Source organism: Oceanobacillus caeni (assembly GCF_042678465.1).
Taxonomy (GTDB): Bacteria; Bacillota; Bacilli; order Bacillales; family Amphibacillaceae; genus Oceanobacillus; species Oceanobacillus caeni.
The window spans coordinates 203,264-225,521 of record NZ_JBHTKV010000001.1 but is presented as its reverse complement, the minus strand read 5'-3'; the positions used below and the strand labels follow the sequence as shown (position 1 = coordinate 225,521).

General features: G+C 35.4%; 18 protein-coding genes and 1 riboswitch. Of the genes, 17 read left to right on the top strand and 1 reads right to left on the bottom strand.

Annotated elements, in window-relative coordinates:
* The first annotated feature begins 101 nt into the window (after positions 1-101).
* The 15 genes from ilvD to ACFQ18_RS01060 all read left to right on the top strand — a co-directional run bounded on the left by ilvD (position 102) and on the right by ACFQ18_RS01060 (position 17,640).
* Entirely contained in the window at positions 102-1,781 is a 1,680-nt protein-coding gene (ilvD, locus tag ACFQ18_RS01130) for a dihydroxy-acid dehydratase (protein WP_379565525.1), read from the top strand.
* Positions 1,782-2,086: 305 nt separating this feature from the next.
* Entirely contained in the window at positions 2,087-3,376 is a 1,290-nt protein-coding gene (locus tag ACFQ18_RS01125; protein WP_240473213.1) for a hemolysin family protein, read from the top strand.
* A 144-nt stretch (positions 3,377-3,520) separates the two neighbouring features.
* A riboswitch (purine riboswitch) is annotated at positions 3,521-3,622 on the top strand.
* Between the two features lie 143 nt (positions 3,623-3,765).
* Positions 3,766-5,061 (top strand): NCS2 family permease, encoded by a 1,296-nt coding sequence (locus ACFQ18_RS01120; protein WP_047184791.1) that lies wholly within the window; start codon positions 3,766-3,768, stop codon positions 5,059-5,061.
* A gap of 90 nt (positions 5,062-5,151) precedes the next feature.
* Positions 5,152-5,901, top strand: a complete 750-nt coding sequence (locus tag ACFQ18_RS01115; protein WP_047184790.1) for an acyl-[acyl-carrier-protein] thioesterase — start codon at positions 5,152-5,154, stop codon at positions 5,899-5,901.
* A gap of 460 nt (positions 5,902-6,361) precedes the next feature.
* Complete coding sequence (locus tag ACFQ18_RS01110) at positions 6,362-7,669, top strand: ABC transporter substrate-binding protein (RefSeq protein ID WP_060668003.1); 1,308 nt, start codon at positions 6,362-6,364, stop codon at positions 7,667-7,669.
* Positions 7,670-7,758: 89 nt separating this feature from the next.
* Positions 7,759-8,619, top strand: coding sequence for a carbohydrate ABC transporter permease (locus tag ACFQ18_RS01105; RefSeq protein ID WP_047184788.1), 861 nt, complete (start codon positions 7,759-7,761; stop codon positions 8,617-8,619).
* Complete coding sequence (locus ACFQ18_RS01100) at positions 8,619-9,437, top strand: carbohydrate ABC transporter permease (protein ID WP_047184787.1); 819 nt, start codon at positions 8,619-8,621, stop codon at positions 9,435-9,437. Before ACFQ18_RS01105 ends, ACFQ18_RS01100 begins: the two co-directional genes overlap by 1 nt.
* A 75-nt stretch (positions 9,438-9,512) precedes the next feature.
* Entirely contained in the window at positions 9,513-10,535 is a 1,023-nt protein-coding gene (locus ACFQ18_RS01095) for a LacI family DNA-binding transcriptional regulator (protein WP_047184786.1), read from the top strand.
* A 62-nt stretch (positions 10,536-10,597) separates the two neighbouring features.
* Entirely contained in the window at positions 10,598-11,314 is a 717-nt protein-coding gene (locus tag ACFQ18_RS01090) for a ThuA domain-containing protein (protein ID WP_047184785.1), read from the top strand.
* A gap of 11 nt (positions 11,315-11,325) precedes the next feature.
* Complete coding sequence (locus tag ACFQ18_RS01085) at positions 11,326-12,357, top strand: Gfo/Idh/MocA family protein (RefSeq protein WP_060668004.1); 1,032 nt, start codon at positions 11,326-11,328, stop codon at positions 12,355-12,357.
* 5 nt (positions 12,358-12,362) lie between these two features.
* Positions 12,363-13,388, top strand: a complete 1,026-nt coding sequence (locus tag ACFQ18_RS01080) for a Gfo/Idh/MocA family protein (protein ID WP_047184783.1) — start codon at positions 12,363-12,365, stop codon at positions 13,386-13,388.
* 30 nt (positions 13,389-13,418) lie between these two features.
* Complete coding sequence (locus ACFQ18_RS01075) at positions 13,419-14,387, top strand: sugar phosphate isomerase/epimerase family protein (RefSeq protein ID WP_204797651.1); 969 nt, start codon at positions 13,419-13,421, stop codon at positions 14,385-14,387.
* A gap of 63 nt (positions 14,388-14,450) precedes the next feature.
* On the top strand, positions 14,451-15,140 hold the full coding sequence (locus tag ACFQ18_RS01070) for a YesL family protein (protein WP_204797650.1): 690 nt from the start codon (positions 14,451-14,453) through the stop codon (positions 15,138-15,140).
* 179 nt (positions 15,141-15,319) lie between these two features.
* Positions 15,320-16,972, top strand: a complete 1,653-nt coding sequence (locus ACFQ18_RS01065) for a glycoside hydrolase family 13 protein (RefSeq protein ID WP_204797649.1) — start codon at positions 15,320-15,322, stop codon at positions 16,970-16,972.
* Positions 16,973-17,181: 209 nt separating this feature from the next.
* A complete protein-coding gene (locus ACFQ18_RS01060) occupies positions 17,182-17,640 on the top strand; it encodes a flavodoxin (protein WP_060668008.1) in 459 nt (152 codons plus the stop codon).
* A 44-nt stretch (positions 17,641-17,684) separates the two neighbouring features.
* Here the strand turns inward: ACFQ18_RS01060 and ACFQ18_RS01055 are convergent, their stop codons facing one another.
* The gene (locus ACFQ18_RS01055) at positions 17,685-19,007 is read right to left on the bottom strand and encodes a short-chain fatty acid transporter (protein WP_060668009.1); all 1,323 of its coding nucleotides are present in this window, start codon (positions 19,005-19,007) and stop codon (positions 17,685-17,687) included.
* A gap of 279 nt (positions 19,008-19,286) precedes the next feature.
* Here ACFQ18_RS01055 and ACFQ18_RS01050 point away from each other — a divergent pair, with 279 nt between their 5' ends.
* Both ACFQ18_RS01050 and ACFQ18_RS01045 read left to right on the top strand, forming a co-directional pair.
* Positions 19,287-21,290: a chemotaxis protein CheA gene (locus ACFQ18_RS01050; RefSeq protein ID WP_047184778.1), complete on the top strand. Its 2,004-nt coding sequence runs from the start codon at positions 19,287-19,289 to the stop codon at positions 21,288-21,290.
* Between the two features lie 19 nt (positions 21,291-21,309).
* Complete coding sequence (locus ACFQ18_RS01045; protein ID WP_047184777.1) at positions 21,310-21,768, top strand: chemotaxis protein CheW; 459 nt, start codon at positions 21,310-21,312, stop codon at positions 21,766-21,768.
* Positions 21,769-22,258 lie beyond the last annotated feature (490 nt).

Here is a 22,258-nt window from a genome sequence, read left to right as displayed (position 1 = left end):
AAAATTGAAATTTTCCCCCTACACTTATTACGTCAAAAGTGTTAAAATAGGAAAAAGTTTAAAAACTTTAATTAATAGAAGTTTTAGAAAGAGGGATTATAGTGGCAGAATTACGCAGTGACATGATTAAAAAGGGTGTCGATCGATCACCTCATCGAAGCCTGCTTCATGCTGCAGGGGTAAAAGAGGAAGACTTCGGTAAACCATTTATTTTAGTTGTTAATTCCTATATAGATATTGTTCCGGGACATGTACACTTACAAGAATTTGGGAAAATTGTAAAAGAAGCAATTCGAGAAGCTGGTGGAGTCCCATTTGAAATGAATACCATTGGTGTTGATGATGGGATTGCAATGGGCCATATTGGGATGAGATATTCCCTACCAAGTCGTGAAATCATTGCCGATTCAGTTGAAACTGTAGCAAATGCACACTGGTTTGATGGAATGGTATGTATTCCGAACTGTGACAAAATTACTCCGGGAATGTTAATGGCTTCCTTACGTGTTAATATCCCTTCAATCTTTGTTAGTGGAGGACCGATGAAAGCTGGAACGGATAGCGCAGGAAATCCTCTATCCTTAACCTCTGTTTTTGAAGGGGTTGGAGCCTATCAATCTGGTAAAATTGATGCAGCTAAATTATTAGAAATAGAACAAAATGCTTGTCCTACTTGTGGTTCTTGCTCAGGAATGTTTACTGCAAACTCTATGAACTGTTTAGCAGAAGGAATAGGACTAGCTCTTCCAGGAAATGGTACTATCTTAGCTGTTTCTGAAGAACGTAAAGAGTTTGTTAAGAAATCGGCGAAACAATTAATGGAATTAATTAAAAAAGATATTAAACCACGTGACATCGTTACAAAAGATGCTATTGATAATGCGTTTGCATTAGATATGGCGATGGGTGGTTCAACCAATACAGTATTACATACGCTGGCTCTAGCACATGAGGCAGATGTTGATTATCCACTTGAGAGAATTAATGAAGTTGCTAACCGTGTTCCACATCTTGCTAAACTTGCTCCAGCATCTGACCATCATATTGAAGATCTGCATCGGGCGGGTGGTATTAGTGCAATTATTAATGAACTACTTAAAAAGCCAGGTGCATTTAATGGGGACTGTCTAAGTGTTTCAACTAAGACCATTCGTGAAACAGTACAAGGCGCAGAAATTATGGATACAGATGTTATTCATACACTGGAAAATCCGTATTCAGAGCGTGGCGGACTTGCGGTATTATTTGGGAACCTAGCCCCAAATGGATCTATTATCAAAGTTGGTGCGGTAGATCCTAAGGTTGGCGGCTACCATAGAGGTCCAGCTATTTGCTTCGATTCACAGGAAGAAGCGATGGAAAAAATTGAGTCCGGGGAAGTGAAAGAAGGACATGTTGTCGTTATTCGCTACGAAGGACCTAAAGGTGGACCGGGAATGCCTGAAATGCTTGCTCCTACATCACAAATCGTAGGTCGTGGTCTAGGTGCTAAGGTTGGTCTAATTACAGACGGGCGATTCTCAGGTGCATCACGGGGTATTTCTATCGGTCATATCTCTCCAGAAGCGGCTGAAGGGGGACCAATTGCCTTTGTTGAAGATGGCGATATGATCGAACTTGATCTAAATAAACGCACAATTACATTAGAAATTTCCGATGAACAATTTGAAGAACGTAAGGCGAACTGGAAAGGGTTCGAACCTAAAGTGAAAAAAGGCTGGCTTGGTCGCTATTCCGCTCTGGTAACTTCAGCTAATACGGGTGGAGTTATGAAAATATAATAAATATACAATCAAAGCATTGCCTAGAGTGATTAAACTCTGGACAATGCTTTTTTACGTTAATTAAAGAAAGTTAGGTGAAGTTTATGGGCGTAGAATGTAGACAATTACACCTCAAATAAATATAATATAACTAATAAGGTAGGTGATTCATATGGGAAGGTAAATCAGTTTAATTGTTTCAACTGTGATTCATTAACATTTGTTTTACCTTATGTTTTGAATCACAATCGATTATGCCAGATATTAAAAATGGAATATCACGGAGGTGAAAATCCTTGTATCTTGTGATGCAAGGATACTAATTGGACGATATTGTTAACTTGTTTTTGGTTGCTATATTGATATTGCTAACAGCATTCTTTGTAGCAACCGAATTCGCTATTGTGAAAGTACGAACGACTAGAATTAATCAGTTGGTAGCTAAGGGAAATAAAAGTGCGGTTTATGCAAAGAAATTAATTGATAATCTGGACGATTATTTATCAGCCTGTCAGTTAGGTATTACGGTAACAGCACTTGGGTTAGGTTGGCTAGGTGAACCAACCGTTACACGCTTATTAAAACCGGTATTTAATGGGCTAAGTATTAATGGAACAGTCGCTACTTTCATATCTTTTCTAATTTCTTTTCTTCTTGTTACATTTTTACACGTCGTTATCGGGGAATTAGCTCCAAAGACTATCGCCATACAAAAGGCGGAATCTGTAACATTGTTATTTGCAAGACCTCTTATTCTTTTTCATAAAATAATGTATCCGTTTATTTGGTTATTAAACGGATCGGCAAGGTTGCTTGTTCAACTTTTAGGGTTTAAACCGGTAAAAGAACACGATGTAGCACATTCGGAAGAAGAGGTTCGAATGATTGTGACGGATAGTTATAAAAATGGGGAAATCAATTTATCTGAAATGACCTATGTAAATAATATATTTGACTTCGATGAAACGCTTGTAAGAGAGATTATGGTACCACGAAATGAAGTGGTTTGCTTTTACAAGGAAGACAATTTAACAGATAACATTGATATTATTCTAGAATCCCAATACACTAGATATCCAGTGGCAGACGGAGAAAAGGATAGTATCATTGGTCTTGTTAATATAAAAGAAGTTTTTACAAGTCATTTAGAAGGTAATCGATCCGTATCAATAGAGAATTTAATTCGCCCCATCATTCATGTACCTGAGGTAACTCCTATTAGACAACTTCTTTCAAAAATGCAAAAAGAACGGATTCATATGGCTATTGTACATGATGAATACGGAGGTACGTCGGGAATTGTAACGGTAGAAGATATATTAGAAGAAATCGTAGGAGATATCCGTGACGAGTTTGATAAGGATGAATTACCAGAGATTGAAGAAGTAAATGAAAAAATAAAAGTAGTTTCTGGTAAATTAAAATTGGTAGATTTGAACAAACTACTGGGCATCAATCTTCCAAATGAAGAAGTAGAAACAATTGGAGGATGGGTGTTTTCAAAAAATATGGAAGCTACAGTAGGTAGTTCTATCGTACACGATGGATATAAATTTATCATTGATGAAATGGATAAATATAAGGTTAAAAGGATAAAAATCGTAACAAGTTAGTTGAAAAAGCAAACTCTTTTGTGAGTTTGCTTTTTTTGGGTATAAAGTCAATGAACCTCATTAGAAATAAGGATTCAAATGAAATTTTAATGAGCTTTCCCAATTGACGTAATGGCATAATCTTGTTATCATTTCATCTGTTATATAAAATAATAGTTATCGCCTTGTATAAGTTCAAGAATATGGCTTGAACGTTTCTACCAGCTACCTTTAAATAGCCTGTCTACAAGGAGTGAAAATATGTATATTTTTTCATTTCTAGATAAAACTTTGGCATGCTGTGGTCAAAGTTTTTTTGCTTTTTAATAATGTCATAAAAAGCAATGGCTGTGGAAAGTTAAATGTATGAGCTATTCAAGGTCAATTCACCAGAATAGGAGATCGTCATCATGAAAAACTTCTTTCAGTTTACAGAAAGAAAAACTTCTTATAAACAGGAAACACTAGCAGGAATAACGACCTTTCTCTCAGTCGCTTATATTTTAGTGGTAAATCCGCTCATTTTAAGTCAAGCAGGAATGGATAGGGGAGCTGTATTTACTGCAACTGCTCTAACTGCTATTATTGGAACCTTACTTATCGGATTGCTTGCCAACTATCCGATTGCCATTGCACCGAGTATGGGATTGAATTCCTTTTTTACATTTTCCGTTTGTATTGGGATGGGAATAGAGTGGCCAGTAGCTTTAACTGGTGTATTTATAGCAGGTATTATTTTTATGATTTTAAGTTTATTGAAAATCCGGGAAAAAATTATTAATGCGATTCCTGAAGATTTAAAACATGCCATAGCTGCAGGAATTGGATTTTTCATCGCGTTTATCGGATTGAAAAATTCTGGAATAATTGTAGGAAATCCAGATACCTTTGTTACAATAGGAAATTTAACTACCCCCACGACTGCACTTGCTGTTGCAGGTCTTGTATTAACTATCGTGATGATGGTTCGAAATGTCAATGGGGCGATTTTTTATGGGATGGTTATCACTACAATCATTGGCATCATTTTTGGTTTAGTAAAGATGCCGACTTCCATTATTGGATCCATCCCTAGTCTTGAGCCAACATTCGGTGTAGTGTTTGAAAATTTACATGAAGTTTTTACACCGGACGTGTTAGCAGTTATTTTTACTTTTTTATTTGTGGCATTTTTTGACACAGCAGGAGCATTAATTGCCTTAACTAGCCAAGCGGGGATAATGAAAAATAACGAAATCCCTCGAATCGGGAGTGCATTGTTAGCTGATTCTTCTGCAGGAGCGGTCGGAGCAATTTTAGGAACTTCTACACCGGCAACAAGTGTGGAATCATCGGCCGGGATTGCGGTTGGTGGAAGAACAGGGTTTACATCTGTAATCATTGCACTATGCTTTGCAATTGCTTTATTCTTTTCTCCAATACTGTCTGTCATTACAACAGAGGTAACGGCTCCTGCGCTAATCATTGTCGGGGCATTAATGGCAATGGGAATTAAGAATATTAATTGGAGCAACTTAGAAGTCGTTATCCCATCCTTTATGACGATTATTATGATGCCTCTTACTTCAAGTGTTGCGATGGGACTAGCATTTGGTTTTGTACTTTATCCATTGGCGTTAATTGCTCAAAAACGTTCCAAAGAGATTCACCCGATTATGTACGTACTGAGTTTGTTATTTATTTTATATTTTATTTTTGTTGCTTGACTAAAGACACTCCTAAGGGGTGTCTTTATTAATTGGAATTGCATTTTGTGATAGAATTAAACTTACAATTTAGTATAAGGAGTACTTAGAATGTCTGAATCATTATTTACGAGTAAATATCATATTGATCTACGCGATGTTGATTTTAAAAAAGAGCTGAAATGGAGTGCGTTATTTAGTTATTTTCAAGAAATTGCAAGTCTAGCCGCATCAGACTTAGGACTTGGAATTGATACGTTACAAAAAGGGAATGGTCTTGCTTGGGTTTTAACGAAAATTCGTGTGGACGTAGATCGCTTACCTAGCTGGGGAGAAGAAATAATAATAGAAACGTGGCCATTAGAACCCGGAAAATTAAACTTTGATCGTGATTACATTGTACGGGATCAAGACGGGAAAAGTATTATAAGGGCTATTTCGTCTTGGGTGATAATAGATTTGAAGGAAAGGAAATTAAAAAGGTCAAAATCTATTCCATTCTCATTTCCAACTCCTAAAGTAGATAGGGCAATGAAGGATACTTTTAGCAAATTAAAACATAATGAGCAAGTGGAAACCGTCTATACAAAAACAATAGGTTATAGTGATGTTGATTTTAATGGACATTTGAATAATTCTAAATACATTGATTACATTATGGACTGTTTTGATATAAATGATCATAAAAAATACGATGTAATGTCAATTGAAGTGAATTTTATCCATGAAGCACTGCCTGGTGAAAGTATTTTATTAAAGAAAGATGTTACATTACATGATAATCAGGTTTATGTGGAAGGTATCAACGAGAAAAATAATCGAATTGTGTTTAAAGCGAAGTTAAAAGTTGTTAAACCATAATTTAAGTGATATTAAGGCCGAAATAGGATTTTGGTCTTTTTTTTATCCCATCTAAACGGTCGGTAAGACGCCTACCTCAAGCTTCTGGGGAACAAAGAAGATGGGGGATAAGTGCAACTAACCATCAGTAGTAGATGAGAGAAACTCCCACTGATGGAAGTCTTCTTTATAATGAATGTAAAATTTTTTCTAGCGGAATTTAAGCAGTATAACATAATAAACGTTCGCAATGTAATAGAGATGTTAGTAGAAAATAGGTAGTAATGACATATAAATAAATGAAATACTCTTGCCTAATATAGATATAGTGTGTTAATATAATCATGCAAACGTTTTCCCTATCTTTCGATAACAAGAGTATTTTAACAAATTACTAGAAAAGAAATCTATAAAACTATTTTTTGTTAAAATAATGAAACCGTTATCAAGGATGAGAAAGAAAAAAATAAGGAGTGAGGAAATGGGAGAAAGGAAGTTTTTATCAAAAATCTTTTTAATCGTTACTTTTTTAACAGTAATTGTTATTGCCGGTTGCAGTTCTTCAGATGACAAAACTGCATCAGAAGGTAATGGTGGTTCAGGTAAAGTTACTTTAGATGTCTTCCAGTATAAGGTTGAGTTCAAAGAACAATTTGAAAACCTTATAGCAAAATATCAAGAAGAAAATCCTGATGTAGTAATCAATGTTCAAACGGTTGGCGGAGGAAATAGTTATGCATCAGCAGTAAAATCACAGTTTTCATCCGGAAATGAACCGGATATTTTCAACGTTGGTGGTCCAACAGAAGTAGAAGAATATCATGATTATTTAACAGATTTATCAGATACAGCGGCAGCAAAAGCCGCTTTAGAAGGAACGCTTAATGGTGTAACAGAAGGGGACAAAATTCTAGGTCTTCCTTATGCCCAAGAAGGATATGGACTGATTTACAACAAGGAGATTTTTGAAAAAGCGGGAATTAATCCAGATGAATTAACAACCTTTGACGATCTTGAAAGTGCTATTAAAACATTAGATAGTAAAAAAGATGACTTAGGGATTGATGCAGTATTTGCTTTTCCTGCAAAAGAATTATGGGTAATGGGTAACCACTTAGCAAATACGTATATTGCACCAGAATTTGATAACGATGTCACAAAGGCATATGAAGCAAAAACAGTCGATTTTGAGTATGGTGATCAAATGAAGAGAATGCTTGACTTACAAAGTGAGTACTCTGTTCAACCGGTATTAAGTCTAGACTATTCACAACAAGTGGAACAATTATTTTCTTTAGGGAAGGTTGCAATAATTCAGCAAGGGAATTGGGTATATCCTACAATTGAACAAATGGATAGTGAATTTGCCAAAAACAATATTGGCATGATTCCAATGCCCGTGGAAGGTCTAGAAGGTCATTTGCCTGTTGGTGTACCTCAATACTGGGTTGTAAATAACAATAGTAGTGATGAGGAGATACAAGCTGCAAAGGACTTCTTGGATTGGATGTATACCTCAGATGAAGGTAAAGAAATGGTGCTAAATGAATTTAAGTTTATCCCTGCATATGAAGGTTATGATACAGAGCAAATTGCTGATCCCCTATCAAAAGCAGTATATAGCTATGCGGAACAAGGAAAAACGATTGGTTGGACATTCCTTGGAACCCCTGTTGGTTGGAATGAGGATGTTATAGGAGTTTATTTCCAACGCTATCTTAGTGGCGATATGGATTGGAACGGTGTACTAGAACAAGCCAAAGAAGAATGGGAAAAAGATAGAAAGTAATGTAATATGTGCAACCAACAAAATAAGAATTCCATTATTGTTGGTTGCCATCTTTCAAAGTTTTTGATTTTCGAATGGAGTTGTTATAAATGAAAAATAGAAGTGTATCATTTTGGCTATTTCTTACACCAACGTTACTTTCATTAGCACTCGTTGTTTTTGTACCATTTATTTATGGTTTTTTCTATTCTTTCACTGATTGGAACGGTTTAAAAGCGACAGAATTTATGGGACTTGCAAATTATGCGGAATTATTTCAGGATGAAGCATTCTTAAGTTCAATTTGGTTTACGATTAAATTTGCTGTTGCCTCTATCATTTTAGTAAATATAATTGGATTGGGTTTAGCCTTGCTGGTTACACAAAAGATAAAATCAAGTAATATCTTAAGAACAGTATTTTTCATGCCTAACTTGATAGGAGGGTTAATTTTAGGATTTATTTGGCAATTTATCTTCATTAGTGCATTTGACGCATTTGGTAATGCGTTAGGAATTGAAGCATTAAGTGGTTGGTTATCTACTTCAGAAACAGGTTTCTGGGGAATGGTCATCCTAAATGTTTGGCAATACGCAGGATATATTATGATTATCTATATTGCATATTTGGAAAGTGTTCCAGAGGAGTTATTAGAAGCTGCTGAAATGGATGGAGCAAATAGCTTTAAACGATTCTGGAATGTTAAATTCCCACTAGTAGCACCGGCATTTACAATTAGTTTGTTTTTGACATTATCTAATGCATTTAAACTTTATGATCAAAACCTTGCGCTAACAAATGGTGGACCATTTCGATCAACAGAAATGGTAGCTATGAATATTTATAACTCGGCGTTTAAGGAGTATGATATGGCATATGCACAGGCCAAGGCTGTTATATTCTTTATTCTTGTCGCTGTAGTTGCATTAACACAGGTTTACTATAATAAGAAACGGGAGGTTGATTTATAATGAAGAAGAAAAGGAGAAATAAATTGGTTATTGGAACCATTGGTATTCTTCTTGCTTTATTATGGTTATCCCCGTTCTATTTAATGGTTGTGAATTCTTTTAAAACAAAAAAAGGTATATTTTCTAATGTATTAGGTTTACCTGAGGAATGGACATTTGTAAACTTTAAGCAAGCATTTATTGACTTAGATTTTGTAAATGCATTCATGAATTCCTTATTTATATCTCTGGTCAGTGTTACTATAATCATATTATTTTCGTCTATGGCTGGATATGCGTTGGCTCGAAATAAAAGTAAAATAAGTAATGGCTTATTTATGGTTTTCGTTGCAGCAATGTTAATACCATTCCAATCTGTAATGATTCCGCTTATATCGCTCTTTGGTAAAGTGGATATGCTTAATCCTGGTGGTCTAATTTTTATGTATTTAGGATTTGGATGTAGTCTTTCCATTTTTTTATATCACGGAGCAATGGCAAGTATACCAGCTTCGTTGGATGAGGCAGCAACAATTGATGGCGCAAACAAATGGCAGATATTTTGGAAAATTATTTTTCCAATGTTAAAACCAATTTCTGTAACGGTTATGATTTTGAACATTATCTGGATTTGGAATGACTATTTGCTTCCATCACTTGTACTGAGTGCAGAAAATGCAACAATTCCGCTAAATATGTTCTTTTTCTTTGGGCAATATACGAAACAATGGCATTTAGCGCTTGCAGGATTAACGTTAGCTATTATACCAATAATTATTGTTTACTTCTTCGCTCAAAAGCAAATTATTAAAGGGGTAACTGACGGTGCGGTAAAATAAACTATATTTATGCGATGCAAAGGAAATGTTAGTATATAATGGATAAATAGTAATTAATGAAGGAATGAGATTTTAATGTCAGTTACAATAAAAGATGTAGCAAAACAGGCTAATGTATCTCCATCAACTGTGTCCCGTGTAATATCAGATAGCAATAAAATTAGTGAAAAGACGAAAAAAAGGGTAAGAAAAGTGATGGAGGAAATGGGCTATCATATTAATTTAAATGCAAGAGTATTGGTTCAAAAGTCAACACAAACTATTGGTATTGTAATGAAACACTCGGCAAGTCAAACCTTGGAGAATCCTTTCTTTCCAGAATTGTTAAGAGGAATTAGTGCGGAATGTAATGAAAAAGAATACAGTATCTTACTTACTACAGGTAATTCTGAAGAGGCTATTTTTGATGAAGTAAAAAAGTTGGTAATGGGTAAACGTGTAGATGGAATTATAGTGATATATTCAAAAAAAGATGATCCAGTTGTTCCATATTTACTTGAATCTGGAATTCCATTTGTTGTTATAGGAAAGCCAACAAAAGAACAAAATCGAATTATGTATGTGGATAATGATAATGTTCAAGCAGGAACGGATGCAACCGAGTATTTAATTAATTGTGGACATAAGAGAATTTGTTTTATCGGTGATGATCCAGAGTATCAGGTTGTGCAAGATAGAATGAGCGGATTTGATATTGCGGCAAGAAAGCATGAATTAAAAATTCCTGATAAACATTATTTGACATTCCCTATGAAAGTGGATGAGATTGCCGAGAAAAAGATAAGCGCTTTATTAGAAACGAAAGATAGACCAACAGCAATCATCTCTTCGTCTGATGTCCATACTTTAATGGTTATTACTGCATTACGTAAGAAAGAAATAAAAATACCAAATGAAATGAGTATCATTACATTTAATAATACTATTATTTCCAAATTATCTACTCCACCTTTAACATCGATAGATATTCAAACCTATCAATTGGGATTCGAGGCGGCAAAAAGTGTGATTGAACTAATAAAAAATCCAGAAATGTTTAGAAAAAGTGTGATCATACCGGCTATTATCGTAGAAAGAGAATCTGTATCAAAGTTATAGAATATATATTTTTTAGATATAAATGCAAACGTTTGCCTTTATTTAGGAGAGGAGACTTAAAAATGAATGTAGTAGTTTGGAATGAATATAGACATGAGAAAGAAAACCCTGCTGTAAAAGAAGTATATCCAGAAGGAATCCATGAAACATTAGCCACATTTTTACGGGAGGATGGGATGAATGTAAAAACCGTAACACTTGATGAACCGGAACATGGTTTAACAGATGAATTGCTACAAGAAACTGATGTTCTTGTATGGTGGGGGCACAAAGCGCATGAAGAAGTAAAAGATGATATAGCTGAAAAAGTGAAGCAACGTGTTTTAGATGGAATGGGCTTAGTTGTATTACACTCTGGGCACTTCTCTAAAGTATTTAAGAAGTTAATGGGCACAGGCTGCGACTTAAAGTGGCGTGAAGCGGATGAAAGAGAACGTCTATGGGTTGTTGATCCGACTCATCCGATTACAGAAGGTATTGGGGAATATATAGAACTTGAAAAAGAAGAAATGTATGGAGAGCATTTTGATATTCCTACACCGGATGAATTAATTTTTATAAGTTGGTTCGAGGGTGGGGAAGTATTTCGAAGTGGTGCAACCTTTAAACGTGGAAGAGGAAAGATATTTTATTTTAGGCCTGGACATGAGACTTATCCAACCTATCATAACGAAGATATTAAACAAGTTATAAAAAATGGTGTGAGATGGGCTAAAAATAAAAATACACCGACACATGTTTATGGAAATCATAAACCAATAGAAAACTTAGATAAATAGGGGATGAGATAATGGGAAAAGTACGTATTGCTGTTATAGGAACTGGAAGCATTGCACAGAATCGTCATCTACCAGAGTATGATGAAAATCCTAATGTAGAAATTGTAGCTGTTTGTGACATTGTAGAAGAAAGGGTTAAGGAAGCTGCGAAAAAGTATAATGCTAAGCCGTATACAAATTATGAACAATTACTTGAATTAGAAGAGGTAGATGCGGTAAGTGTATGCTTACCAAACTATTTACATGCTCCTGTATCGATAAAGGCACTAGACTCGGGGTGTCATGTCTTATGCGAGAAGCCAATGGCAACCTCTAGATCTGAAGCAGAAGACATGATTGATGCGGCGCAACGAAATAATAAAAAACTAATGATTGGACATAATCAACGATTCGTATCCTCTCATCAAAAAGCAAAGGCAATTATTGAAAGTGGTGAAATTGGGAAAATTTATAGTTTCCGTACCGCTTTTGGACACGCTGGACCTGAAAGTTGGAGCGCTGAAGGAAAGGGAAGTTGGTTCTTCAAGAAAGACCAAGCATTTATCGGTGCTATGGGTGATTTGGGTGTACATAAGGCAGATCTAATTCGTTATTTATTAAGCGATGAGATTAGAGAAGTCGGTGCGTTTGTTGAAACTAGTGCAAAAGAAAATGCGGATGTTGATGATAATGCTGTATTTATTTTAAAAACAGATACCGGTATTATTGGAACCCTTGCCGCAAGTTGGGCTTATACGGCTGCAGAAGATAATTCAACAGTGATCTATGCAGAAAAGGCTATTTTACGTTTAGAAGATGATCCGAGATATTCGTTAATCGTGCAATATAAGAATGGGGATACGGTTAGATATGAACTTGATGGAATACAATCAAATGAAGACGGTGGGCAATCAAAGTCCCATGTGATTGATCATTTTATTGATTCCATTGTAAAAGATAAGGAACCATTAATTGATGGGGTAGAAGGAATGAAATCATTAGACATTATTCTAGCAGCAATAGAATCAGTGAATACAAAAACTATTTACAAATTAGAGAAGTGAATGAAATGAATAAATTAAAGATGGGAATTATTGGAGCGGGAGGAATTGCTGTCTCACGGCATATTCCCGCCTACCTTTCATTAAAAGATAAAGTAACTATATTTGCTGTTCAAGATGTGAATATAGAGCGTGCTAATGAGATAGCAAGAAAATATGATATCCCTAATGTCTATCAGGATTATCATGATCTATTCAAAGTAGTTGATGCTGTTACGATCTGTACCCCAAATAAATTTCATGCGGAAATAACAATCGCAGCTTTAGAAGCTGGTTGCCATGTTTTATGTGAAAAGCCGATGGGGATGAATACTTTTGAATGCGAAAAAATGATTGAAGCCGCAAAGAGAACTAGAAGACAATTAGCAGTTGGATATCATTACCGATTTATGCCGGAAGGACAACTTGCTAAACAAGCTATTCATGAAATTGGTGATCCACTTGTAACAAGAGTACAAGCATTAAGAAGAAGAAAAGTACCGGGATGGGGGGTTTTTACTAACAAGGAACTACAAGGTGGAGGTAGTTTAATTGACTACGGTTGTCATTTACTCGATTTGTCCCTATGGCTGTTAGGGGAAATAGAGCCAGTAGAAGTAATTGGTAAAATGTATAATCGCCTTAGTAAAACACCAAATCAAATCAATGATTGGGGTACTTTTGACTATGAATCTTTTGATGTGGATGATCACGTATCCGCATACATAACCTTTACAAATGGAAGTACTATGTTGTTTGAATGTTCTTGGGCGGCAAATATTAAAGAAGATACTACGCATTTAAGTATTTCGGGATCAGAAGCGGGAATAAATGTATTTCCTTATGAATTCTATACACCTAAATATGGAACATACATGACAACAACTGCAAATATAGAAAAGGAAAAATCAGGTCTTTTACAGGCTGCAAATTTTATAGAAAGCTGTCTTGGTGAATCGGACTTAATTGTAAAACCAGAAGAATCTTTAAAAGTAACAAAGATTATTGACGCAATCTATGAGAGTAGTCAATCAGGAAAGAGCGTACGATTTTAATAAAAAAGAAAATTAATGGAGGGAATAGGTATGAAATTAGGTGTATTTTCGGTTCTATTTGCTGGTAAGACTTTCGAGGAAATGCTCGATTATGTGAAAAATGCAGGACTAAATGCGGTAGAAATAGGAACGGGTGGAAATCCGGGTAATAATTTTTGTGACCTTGATGCACTACTAGCTAGTGAAGATAAACGAAAGGAATACCTAGAAAAAATTCAATCACGAGGACTTACGATTAGTGCATTCAGCTGTCACGATAATCCTATCTCGCCTAATAGGCAACATGCGGAAGAATCACATGAAACGTTCGTTAAAACAATAAGATTAGCTGAACTAATGGGTGTTCCTGTTGTGAATACATTCTCTGGTGTCCCAGGTTCAAATGAAAATTCAAAATACCCGAATTGGCCTGTAACTCCATGGCCTACAGAATACTCCGATATTCTAAATTGGCAGTGGGAAAAAAGATTAATACCATACTGGAAAGAACAAGCGCAATTAGCGAGGGATCATGGTGTTAAAATAGGACTTGAATTACATGCAGGTTTTCTTGTACATACACCATATACTTTACTTAAACTAAGGGAAGCAACCAATGATGCTATTGGTGCCAATCTTGACCCAAGTCATTTATGGTGGCAAGGCATTGATCCCGTTGGAGCGATTAAAATATTAGGAAAAGAAAATGCCATTCATCATTTCCACGCTAAGGATACGTATATCGATCAAGACAATGTAAACATGTATGGCTTAACGGATATGCAACCTTATTCTGACGTACAGTCAAGGGCATGGACTTTTCGTTCTGTTGGGTATGGTCATAGTTTGCAAGAATGGACCAACATTGTGAGCGCATTAAGAACCTATGGATATGATTATGTAATTAGTATTGAACATGAGGATCCTATTATGTCAATAAACGAAGGGTTCAAACAAGCAGTAAAAAATTTAAAATCTATAAATATCGAAGAACCTCCTGTAGAAATGTGGTGGGCATGAAACATTAATTAGGTATCTATACGTATTTATTAAAAATAATTGGGAGGAAAGGAGGAGTTACATTTGAAATATTCAGGGGTTATGAGAGGAGTTTACGCTATAAGTATGTGGGTGATGCGTTTTTCCATTATAAATTTACTGTGGCTTCTCTTTCAATTACCAATTATTTATATTGTTGTGAGTATACTTTATGCAAATAGCAAAGAAGATATCATTATCCTACTCCCAATTCTTATTATCTTGATACCCTTTTTACTTTTTCCAGCAACTCAAAGTATGTTTTCAACAGTTCGTGACTGGTTGATAAAGGACGATGATAAAGGACTCATTCAATCATATATTAAGTATTATAAAGAAAATTATAAAAAGAGTATGAAGACAGGAATAATCTTAACAGTTGTATGGGGTATCTGGGGTTTCGATTTTTATTATTTTAGTAAGGAAAGTGTTGTATTAATGTTTATGGTTGGGTTTTTAGGATTACTTCTATACGTCTATACAATTAATATATTTTCCTTGAATGCCCATTTCCACTTAAGTTTAGCTGGACTTTTAAAAAAGTCATTGATTATTACGATTGGTAGTCCAATTTTGACCATTATCATATTGTTGAGTAATTCTCTTCTCTTAGTAATAAGTATCTATAAACTAACATTTTTAATTCCTTTCTTTACAGGTGCTTTGATAACCTTTTTATCATTCTCAGCTTTTTATCGACAGTATGTAAATTTATCCCACCTAAACGGGCAGTAAGACTCCCATTCCAAGCTTCTAGGGAAACAAAGAAGGTAGGTGGAGATCAAACTGCCCGTAAAGGTCCGATAAGTGCGACTAACCATCAGTGGGGGATGAAGGTAAACCCTACTAGTGGATGTCTTCTTTATCTAGTTCGAATCTAAAACAAGAATGACTTGTTAATAAGGAGGATTGTTATGAACAGGAAATGGTGGAAAGAGGCAGTAGCTTATCAAATCTACCCACGAAGCTTCATGGATTCTAATGGCGATGGAATTGGTGATATACAAGGAATCATTTCTAAACTAGATTATGTGAAAAATCTTGGTATCGACGTCATTTGGGTAAGTCCCATTTACAAATCGCCAAATGCTGATAATGGATATGATATAAGTGATTACCAAGAGATTATGGATGAATTCGGTACAATGGAAGACTTCGATGAATTATTGAAAGAAACCCATAAACGCGATATGAAACTAATTATGGATTTAGTTATTAATCATACCTCCGATGAACATCCGTGGTTTGTGGAATCTAGAAAATCAAAGGAAAATTCGTTTCGTGATTATTATATTTGGAGACCGGGAAAAGAAGGAAAGGAACCAAATAATTGGGAGTCGATTTTTGGAGGATCCGCTTGGAAATATGATGAAAAGACGAATGAATATTTCTTGCATCTATTTTCAAGTAAGCAACCAGATCTTAATTGGGAAAACGAAAGGGTAAGAAAAGACTTATATAACATGGTCAATTGGTGGTTTGAAAAAGGAATTGATGGATTCCGAGTAGATGCCATCACCCATATTAAGAAAAAACCAGGATTACCTGACCTACCAAATCCGAAAAGGTTAAAATATGTACCTTCCTATTCTGCGCATATGAATCAAGATGGGATTTTGGATTTTCTACAGGAATTGAAGAAAAATACGTTTGATAAATATGACATTATGACGGTTGGAGAAGCAAACGGAGTTCAAGCGGAGGAAGCAGAGGAATGGGTCGGAGAGAAAAAAGGGATTTTTAATATGATCTTTCAGTTTGAACATTTGGATCTTTGGGGTAAAGATACGAATACCGGCATTGAAATTCATAAATTAAAAAAGATATTAAGTAAATGGCAAGAAGGACTTGATGGTATTGGTTGGAATGCATTATTCTTAGAAAATCATGATCAGCCACGAGCTGTATCGACATGGGGAAATGACGGGATATACCGCGAGATGTCCGCTAAGAGTCTTGCCACGATGTATTTTCTTATGCAGGGTACCCCATTTATATATCAAGGGCAAGAAATAGGGATGACGAACGTTCAATTCCCTTCTATTGATGATTATAATGACGTGGAAGCAAAGAACTTATATCGAAATAAACGTAAAGAAGGTATGTCTGACCAAGAAATTATGGAAATTATATGGAAAACTGGCCGTGATAATTCTAGAACTCCAATGCAATGGAATGCGGAGAAGAATGCAGGTTTTACAACTGGAAGGCCATGGTTAAAAGTGAATCCGAATTATAAGGAAATTAATGTAGAATTGGCATTGAGGGATGAGAACTCTATTTATCATTATTACAAAAAGTTAATTGAGATTAGAAAGAAATATCAAGCGCTTATTTATGGTAGCTATGATTTAATTTTAGAAAATCATAACGAAATATTTGCCTACACTAGAAAATTGGAAGACGAACAAGTTTTGGTGTTGACTAATCTTTTTGCAAATAATGCAACGTTTAACTTACCGGCTTCTTTAAAATCAAAAAAGAAGAAATTACTCTTAAGTAATTATCATCATGATTTGAAGCCATTGGAATTAAGACCATATGAAGCGCGTGTATACTTAGTTTAAGGAGGCCTATTGAGCTTCCTTTTTTTATCCCACCTAAACGGACAGTAAGATAAGTACAACTAACCATCAGCGGGGGATGAAGGAAATCTCCCATTGTTGGAAGTCTTCCTTATTATTAAAAGAGTCATCAATTTGTTAAAAATTATTTACGTTATATCTTGATATTGATAATCATTATCAATTAAACTAAATCTAAGGAGGAGACACTAATGAGTAATATTTTAGTTCTTTACGCTAGCGTAAGTGGAAATACGGAAATGATAGCTAGAATTATTATCGATTCCTTTAAGGAAAAGAATATAGAATTCGATGTAAAAGTATTTGATGAAGATCCAATAAAAGCAAAAGATATCTTAGAATATGACGCCATTTTAATGGGGGTATATACATGGACGGATGGTGAATTACCATTTGAAGTTGAGGATTTCTATGATGGTGTATCCGATCTAGATTTAACTGGAAAAGTTTGTGGGGTGTTCGGCTCAGGGGATCAGTTCTATGATCATTTTTGTGGAGCTGTGGACATCATGTATGAACAATTTGAAGAGGTTGGAGCAACGATGATTGCTCATAAGGTGAAAGTAGATATGGATCCTGAGGGGGAAGAAATTATGGAATGTCAACGCTTAGTGGAAGAATTTTGTAAATTGGTCGGTGAAATAGTATAAAGGATCCCGAGCCGAATTTGGCTCGAGAATCTCTTATTCTTTTTTTAAAATATCAACAATCCCAATGCGATAGGAATAAAGCTAAATAATAGAATCATGACACAAAATCCCATAATATCACGAACTTTCAAACCGGCAATGGCAAGTACAGGTAATGCCCAGAACGGCTGTATCATATTGGTCCACGCATCTCCCCAAGCCACAGCCATCGCTGTCTTCGCAATATCAGCATTAAGCAGAATCGCTGCATCTATCATAATTGGACCTTGTACTGCCCACTGTCCACCACCAGAGGGAATAAAGAAGTTGACAATACCGGCACTAATAAAGGTAAAGAATGGTAAAGTATAGTCTGATGAAAAGCTAACAAACCAGTTAGAAATCATATGAGAGAGTCCGGAACCAACCATCATTCCCATAATCCCCGCATAAAACGGAAATTGAATAATGATTCCACCAGCATTTTTAATACCTTCTGTAACAGTATCAAGGAATCTTTTCGGAGTACGGTGGAAAAGAATTCCTAAAAATAAGAATGTAAAATTCACAATATTAATGTTTAGATTAAGCTCATTCCATACAAAATGATAAAAAATAAATACCAATCCCATCATTCCGATAACGAGGGATACGAGTTGGCTATTTTCTAATTTTTCGGCTGGTGTATCGGGAACGAAGTCATCTTCTTTTTCATCTTCCTCAGGTATGTTTAAATTAGAAAACTTTGTTTGAGCACCTATGTTAGAACTTTTTAATAGAAATCGATTAAAAATAGGTAAGGTAATTAACATTGTGATCACAACGAAAATATTGAAGGGACTAAATATGGTTTCTGCAACGGGGATTAATTGTATTTTATCTTCTAAAAAGTGGCCGGGAGTTGCTATTGTAAGTGGAATGGATCCAGAAAAACCGCCATGCCATACTAACATCCCGCTGTAAGCACTTGCGATTAGAATGCGGTAATCAACAGCAGGAACACGTCTCGCAACGTGAATGGCAAAAAGTGCTCCAACAACAAGTCCAAATCCATAGTTGATTAAACAAGCAATAATGGCAACAAACGTAACTAAAAAGACTGCTTGTGGAGGTGTTTTTGCTAGAGAACTAAGTTTCGTTAATAGTTTCTTCACAATGGGTGTACTAGCTAAAATATAACCAGTTACAACAACTAAAGACATCTGCATTGCAAAAGCAAGCAAATCCCAAAAACCTGTTCCCCAGTGTTCTACCATTTGGACCGGTCCACTATCCGTAAAGATAATACCTAGAATAAACACGACAAAAGTTAAAATGATAGCAAAAAGAAAGGCATCTGGTAAATAACGCTGAACCATTCGATCAAAGAACGATGTTAAAGCTTTCATCGTTATACACTCCTCCTTTTTGGACTGATAGCGATTTCATAAAAGAGTATATGCAAAATAAAAAATAAATAGCCCATTTTATTTGGACAATATTAACTTACATAAGAAATAATATGAAAATGGCTTCATATATGAAGAAAATTTTCCGATATAGTAAGATAGAACTAGAAAATTATATTCTTCTTGATTTGTACGTAAATCATGTCGATATTAGAATAAAGAACGTTAACAATGTTAGGTGAAAAAACGATATACATATAGCAGAAAGAAGGAAACGGAATGGAGACAGATCAGTATTTAGATATGTTTTTGGACGAAAGTCGTGAACATTTGCAAGCAGTTAATGATCATATTTTAGAATTAGAAAAGCAGCCAGACAACATAGATTTAGTAAATGAAATTTTCCGCTCCGCTCATACATTAAAAGGAATGGCAGCGACTATGGGGTTTGAAGATATTGCTTCTTTAACGCATAAGATGGAAAACGTATTAGACGGAATAAGAAACTATAAATTAAATGTTACAACAGAAGTTATCGATGTTATTTTCGTTGCCATTGAATATTTGGAAAATATGGTGGATTCCATTGCCGCTGGAAATGATGGAAAAAAGGACGTTACAGATCTAGTGGCTCGTTTGGATATGATTGAAAAAGGAAAGTCTATAAAAAATGAGGGTGTCCAAGAGGTTGCTGCTACATTAGAAGCGGGGACGCCCACCGAATTACAATTAGATCAGTTTCAATTAGAGATTGTTCAACAAGCAAAGGAACTAGGAATCAATGCTTATCAACTAACAGTCTCTTTAGAAGACGAATGCATTTTAAAAGGTGCACGTGCTTATATGGTTTTCGATGTTATGGAAAAGAACGGTGACATCATTAAGACAAACCCTGCCGTTGAAGATATAGAAGAAGGAAACTTTGACGATTCATTTTCCTTCGTCTATGTATCTAGTGAACCTCCCGAAAATATACAGGAACAGGTTTCAAAAGTTTCTGAGGTTAAAAATGTTGAGATTGTTCGTTTTGTAGTGGATAATAACTCTTCTCAACAGCAAAAACAAACAGAAGAAAAGGTAGAAAAAAAAGGTAAAAAAGTAGCTGATGAAAAGTCAGAAGTTACTCACCATACATCTAAAACTATCCGTGTGAATCTTGAACGAATTGATGATTTATTAAATATTTTTGAAGAAGTAATTATTGATCGTGGACGTTTAGAAGTTATTTCAGAGGTATTTGATAATCAAGAGTTGACAGATACAGTTGAACACCTGGGGCGAGTGACTTCAGAAATGCAAAATTTAATTTTGTCCATGCGTATGGTTCCGATTGAACAAGTATTTAATCGATTCCCAAGAATGATTCGTGGGCTTGCTAAAGAACTGAATAAGAAAATAAATTTGGAAATAATCGGATCAGAAACGGAATTAGACCGAACTGTTATTGATGAAATTGGTGATCCGTTAGTTCATTTAATCCGTAATTCGATAGATCATGGAATTGAACTACCGGAAGTAAGAGCGCAAGCGGGAAAATCAGAAGAAGGCCATTTAATATTAAGAGCGTATCATAGTGGGAACCATGTCTTTATCGAAATAGAAGACGATGGCGCGGGAATTAATCGTGAAAAAGTACAAATGAAAGCAATTGAAAAAGGATTAATATTAGCAGAAGAGGCTGAATTATTATCCGATGATGAAATTGCAAACTTTATCCTTTCATCAGGATTTAGTACGGCCGACCAAATATCGGATATTTCTGGTCGTGGTGTCGGTTTAGATGTTGTAAAAAGCAAGATGGAAGCATTAGGTGGGGAAATAAGTATTAAAACGGAAAAAGGGAAAGGAAGTATTTTCTCTATTCAATTACCGTTAACCCTTTCTATTATTGCTACTTTACTTGTAAAGGTGAAACATGAAACATATGCAATCCCTCTATCTTCTATTATTGAAACAGTCTTATTACAAGATGAACAAATTTTAAGTGCACACGGCAGAAAAGTGATGGACTTTCGAGGACAAGTGGTTCCACTTGTTTCTTTATCTGAAGTTTTCGAGGTTCCAATACGAGAGGAAAAGAATGAAAAATACCATGCTGTAGTTGTCGTGAAGAAAGGTGAGAAATTAACTGGGCTAATTGTCGATTCTTTTATAGGTCAAAAAGAAGTCGTATTAAAATCACTCGGCTCCTACTTAAAAGATGTATTTGCCATTTCAGGCGCAACCATTTTAGGTGATGGCGAAGTAGCATTAATTATTGATCCAAATGCTTTGATTAAATGATGAAAAATGAGGTGATTAAATGGATGAGATGACAAAATATATTATATTTAAACTTCAAAATCAATCATTCGGAGTGGATGTTCAACAAATTATTTCCATTGAGCGGATTCAAGAAATAACCGAAGTACCAAGGACATCCGAGTTTATTAAAGGTGTTACGCATATAAGGGGAGAGACTACCCCAGTAGTTGACCTGCGGGAAAGACTACTAATGGAGCAAAAGGATTATACAGACAGTAGTAGAATCTTAGTCGTACAAATAAAAGACATGCAAATCGGCCTAATCGTTGATGCGGCAACAGAAGTAAAAGATATTAACCAAGAATTAATTAAACCCGCACCTTCCTATGTAGGTGGTGTAAAAGATACATTTGTCAGTGGTGTAGCAAATTTAGAAGACGGTCTGTTAATTATTCTAGATTTAGAAACGATAATCAACCTTGAGGAAACAAATGAGCTTCAAGAAGTAATCGATTAAAGCATGAATAAAAGGTAGTTTGATAAAGGTTAGGAACCTATATCAAATTACTCTTTTTGTTATTGGGAAAGTATAGAAGTTCTACCAAAATACGTGCATCTAAGGCATTCGCGAAAGCTTTTGGGGCATTACCTAGTTTTTTAGCAGAGAAGAAAGTATAAAAATTTAGCTTATTAAATCTTTTCATAGGGAAGGCCGCGTCCAGCTCCAGCGCCCAGCGACTAGCGAGACTTCCTTCACCTCCGTACGATAAGTCAACATCGACTCACTCCGTTCGTCGTGTTTCCTTTATCTCCTGCGGCTCAGTCCAGTCCGTACGTCGCTAAACGGGCGCTTGCGCTTTTGTTTAATGGTATTTCATCAACAATATGACATTAAAAATATTAATCGATATTAATAGACAAAATTCAACAGTAAAAAGATTCATATTTCCCAGGAAATGCTTATGTTAGGCCAACATGATTATAAAGGATATAAAGGATCGTCGTAT

What these genes read in the sequence shown, in the direction of transcription:
- ACFQ18_RS01045 (WP_047184777.1), top strand. Translation starts at nt 21,310, where the DNA reads ATGGATGAGATGACAAAATATATTATATTTAAACTTCAAAATCAATCA.
- ACFQ18_RS01065 (WP_204797649.1), top strand. Translation starts at nt 15,320, where the DNA reads ATGAACAGGAAATGGTGGAAAGAGGCAGTAGCTTATCAAATCTACCCA.
- ACFQ18_RS01050 (WP_047184778.1), top strand. Translation starts at nt 19,287, where the DNA reads ATGGAGACAGATCAGTATTTAGATATGTTTTTGGACGAAAGTCGTGAA.
- ACFQ18_RS01090 (WP_047184785.1), top strand. Translation starts at nt 10,598, where the DNA reads ATGAATGTAGTAGTTTGGAATGAATATAGACATGAGAAAGAAAACCCT.
- ACFQ18_RS01085 (WP_060668004.1), top strand. Translation starts at nt 11,326, where the DNA reads ATGGGAAAAGTACGTATTGCTGTTATAGGAACTGGAAGCATTGCACAG.
- ACFQ18_RS01100 (WP_047184787.1), top strand. Translation starts at nt 8,619, where the DNA reads ATGAAGAAGAAAAGGAGAAATAAATTGGTTATTGGAACCATTGGTATT.
- ACFQ18_RS01095 (WP_047184786.1), top strand. Translation starts at nt 9,513, where the DNA reads ATGTCAGTTACAATAAAAGATGTAGCAAAACAGGCTAATGTATCTCCA.
- ACFQ18_RS01115 (WP_047184790.1), top strand. Translation starts at nt 5,152, where the DNA reads ATGTCTGAATCATTATTTACGAGTAAATATCATATTGATCTACGCGAT.
- ACFQ18_RS01055 (WP_060668009.1), bottom strand. Translation starts at nt 19,007, where the DNA reads ATGAAAGCTTTAACATCGTTCTTTGATCGAATGGTTCAGCGTTATTTA.
- ACFQ18_RS01105 (WP_047184788.1), top strand. Translation starts at nt 7,759, where the DNA reads ATGAAAAATAGAAGTGTATCATTTTGGCTATTTCTTACACCAACGTTA.
- ACFQ18_RS01080 (WP_047184783.1), top strand. Translation starts at nt 12,363, where the DNA reads ATGAATAAATTAAAGATGGGAATTATTGGAGCGGGAGGAATTGCTGTC.
- ACFQ18_RS01060 (WP_060668008.1), top strand. Translation starts at nt 17,182, where the DNA reads ATGAGTAATATTTTAGTTCTTTACGCTAGCGTAAGTGGAAATACGGAA.
- ACFQ18_RS01110 (WP_060668003.1), top strand. Translation starts at nt 6,362, where the DNA reads ATGGGAGAAAGGAAGTTTTTATCAAAAATCTTTTTAATCGTTACTTTT.
- ACFQ18_RS01075 (WP_204797651.1), top strand. Translation starts at nt 13,419, where the DNA reads ATGAAATTAGGTGTATTTTCGGTTCTATTTGCTGGTAAGACTTTCGAG.
- ACFQ18_RS01120 (WP_047184791.1), top strand. Translation starts at nt 3,766, where the DNA reads ATGAAAAACTTCTTTCAGTTTACAGAAAGAAAAACTTCTTATAAACAG.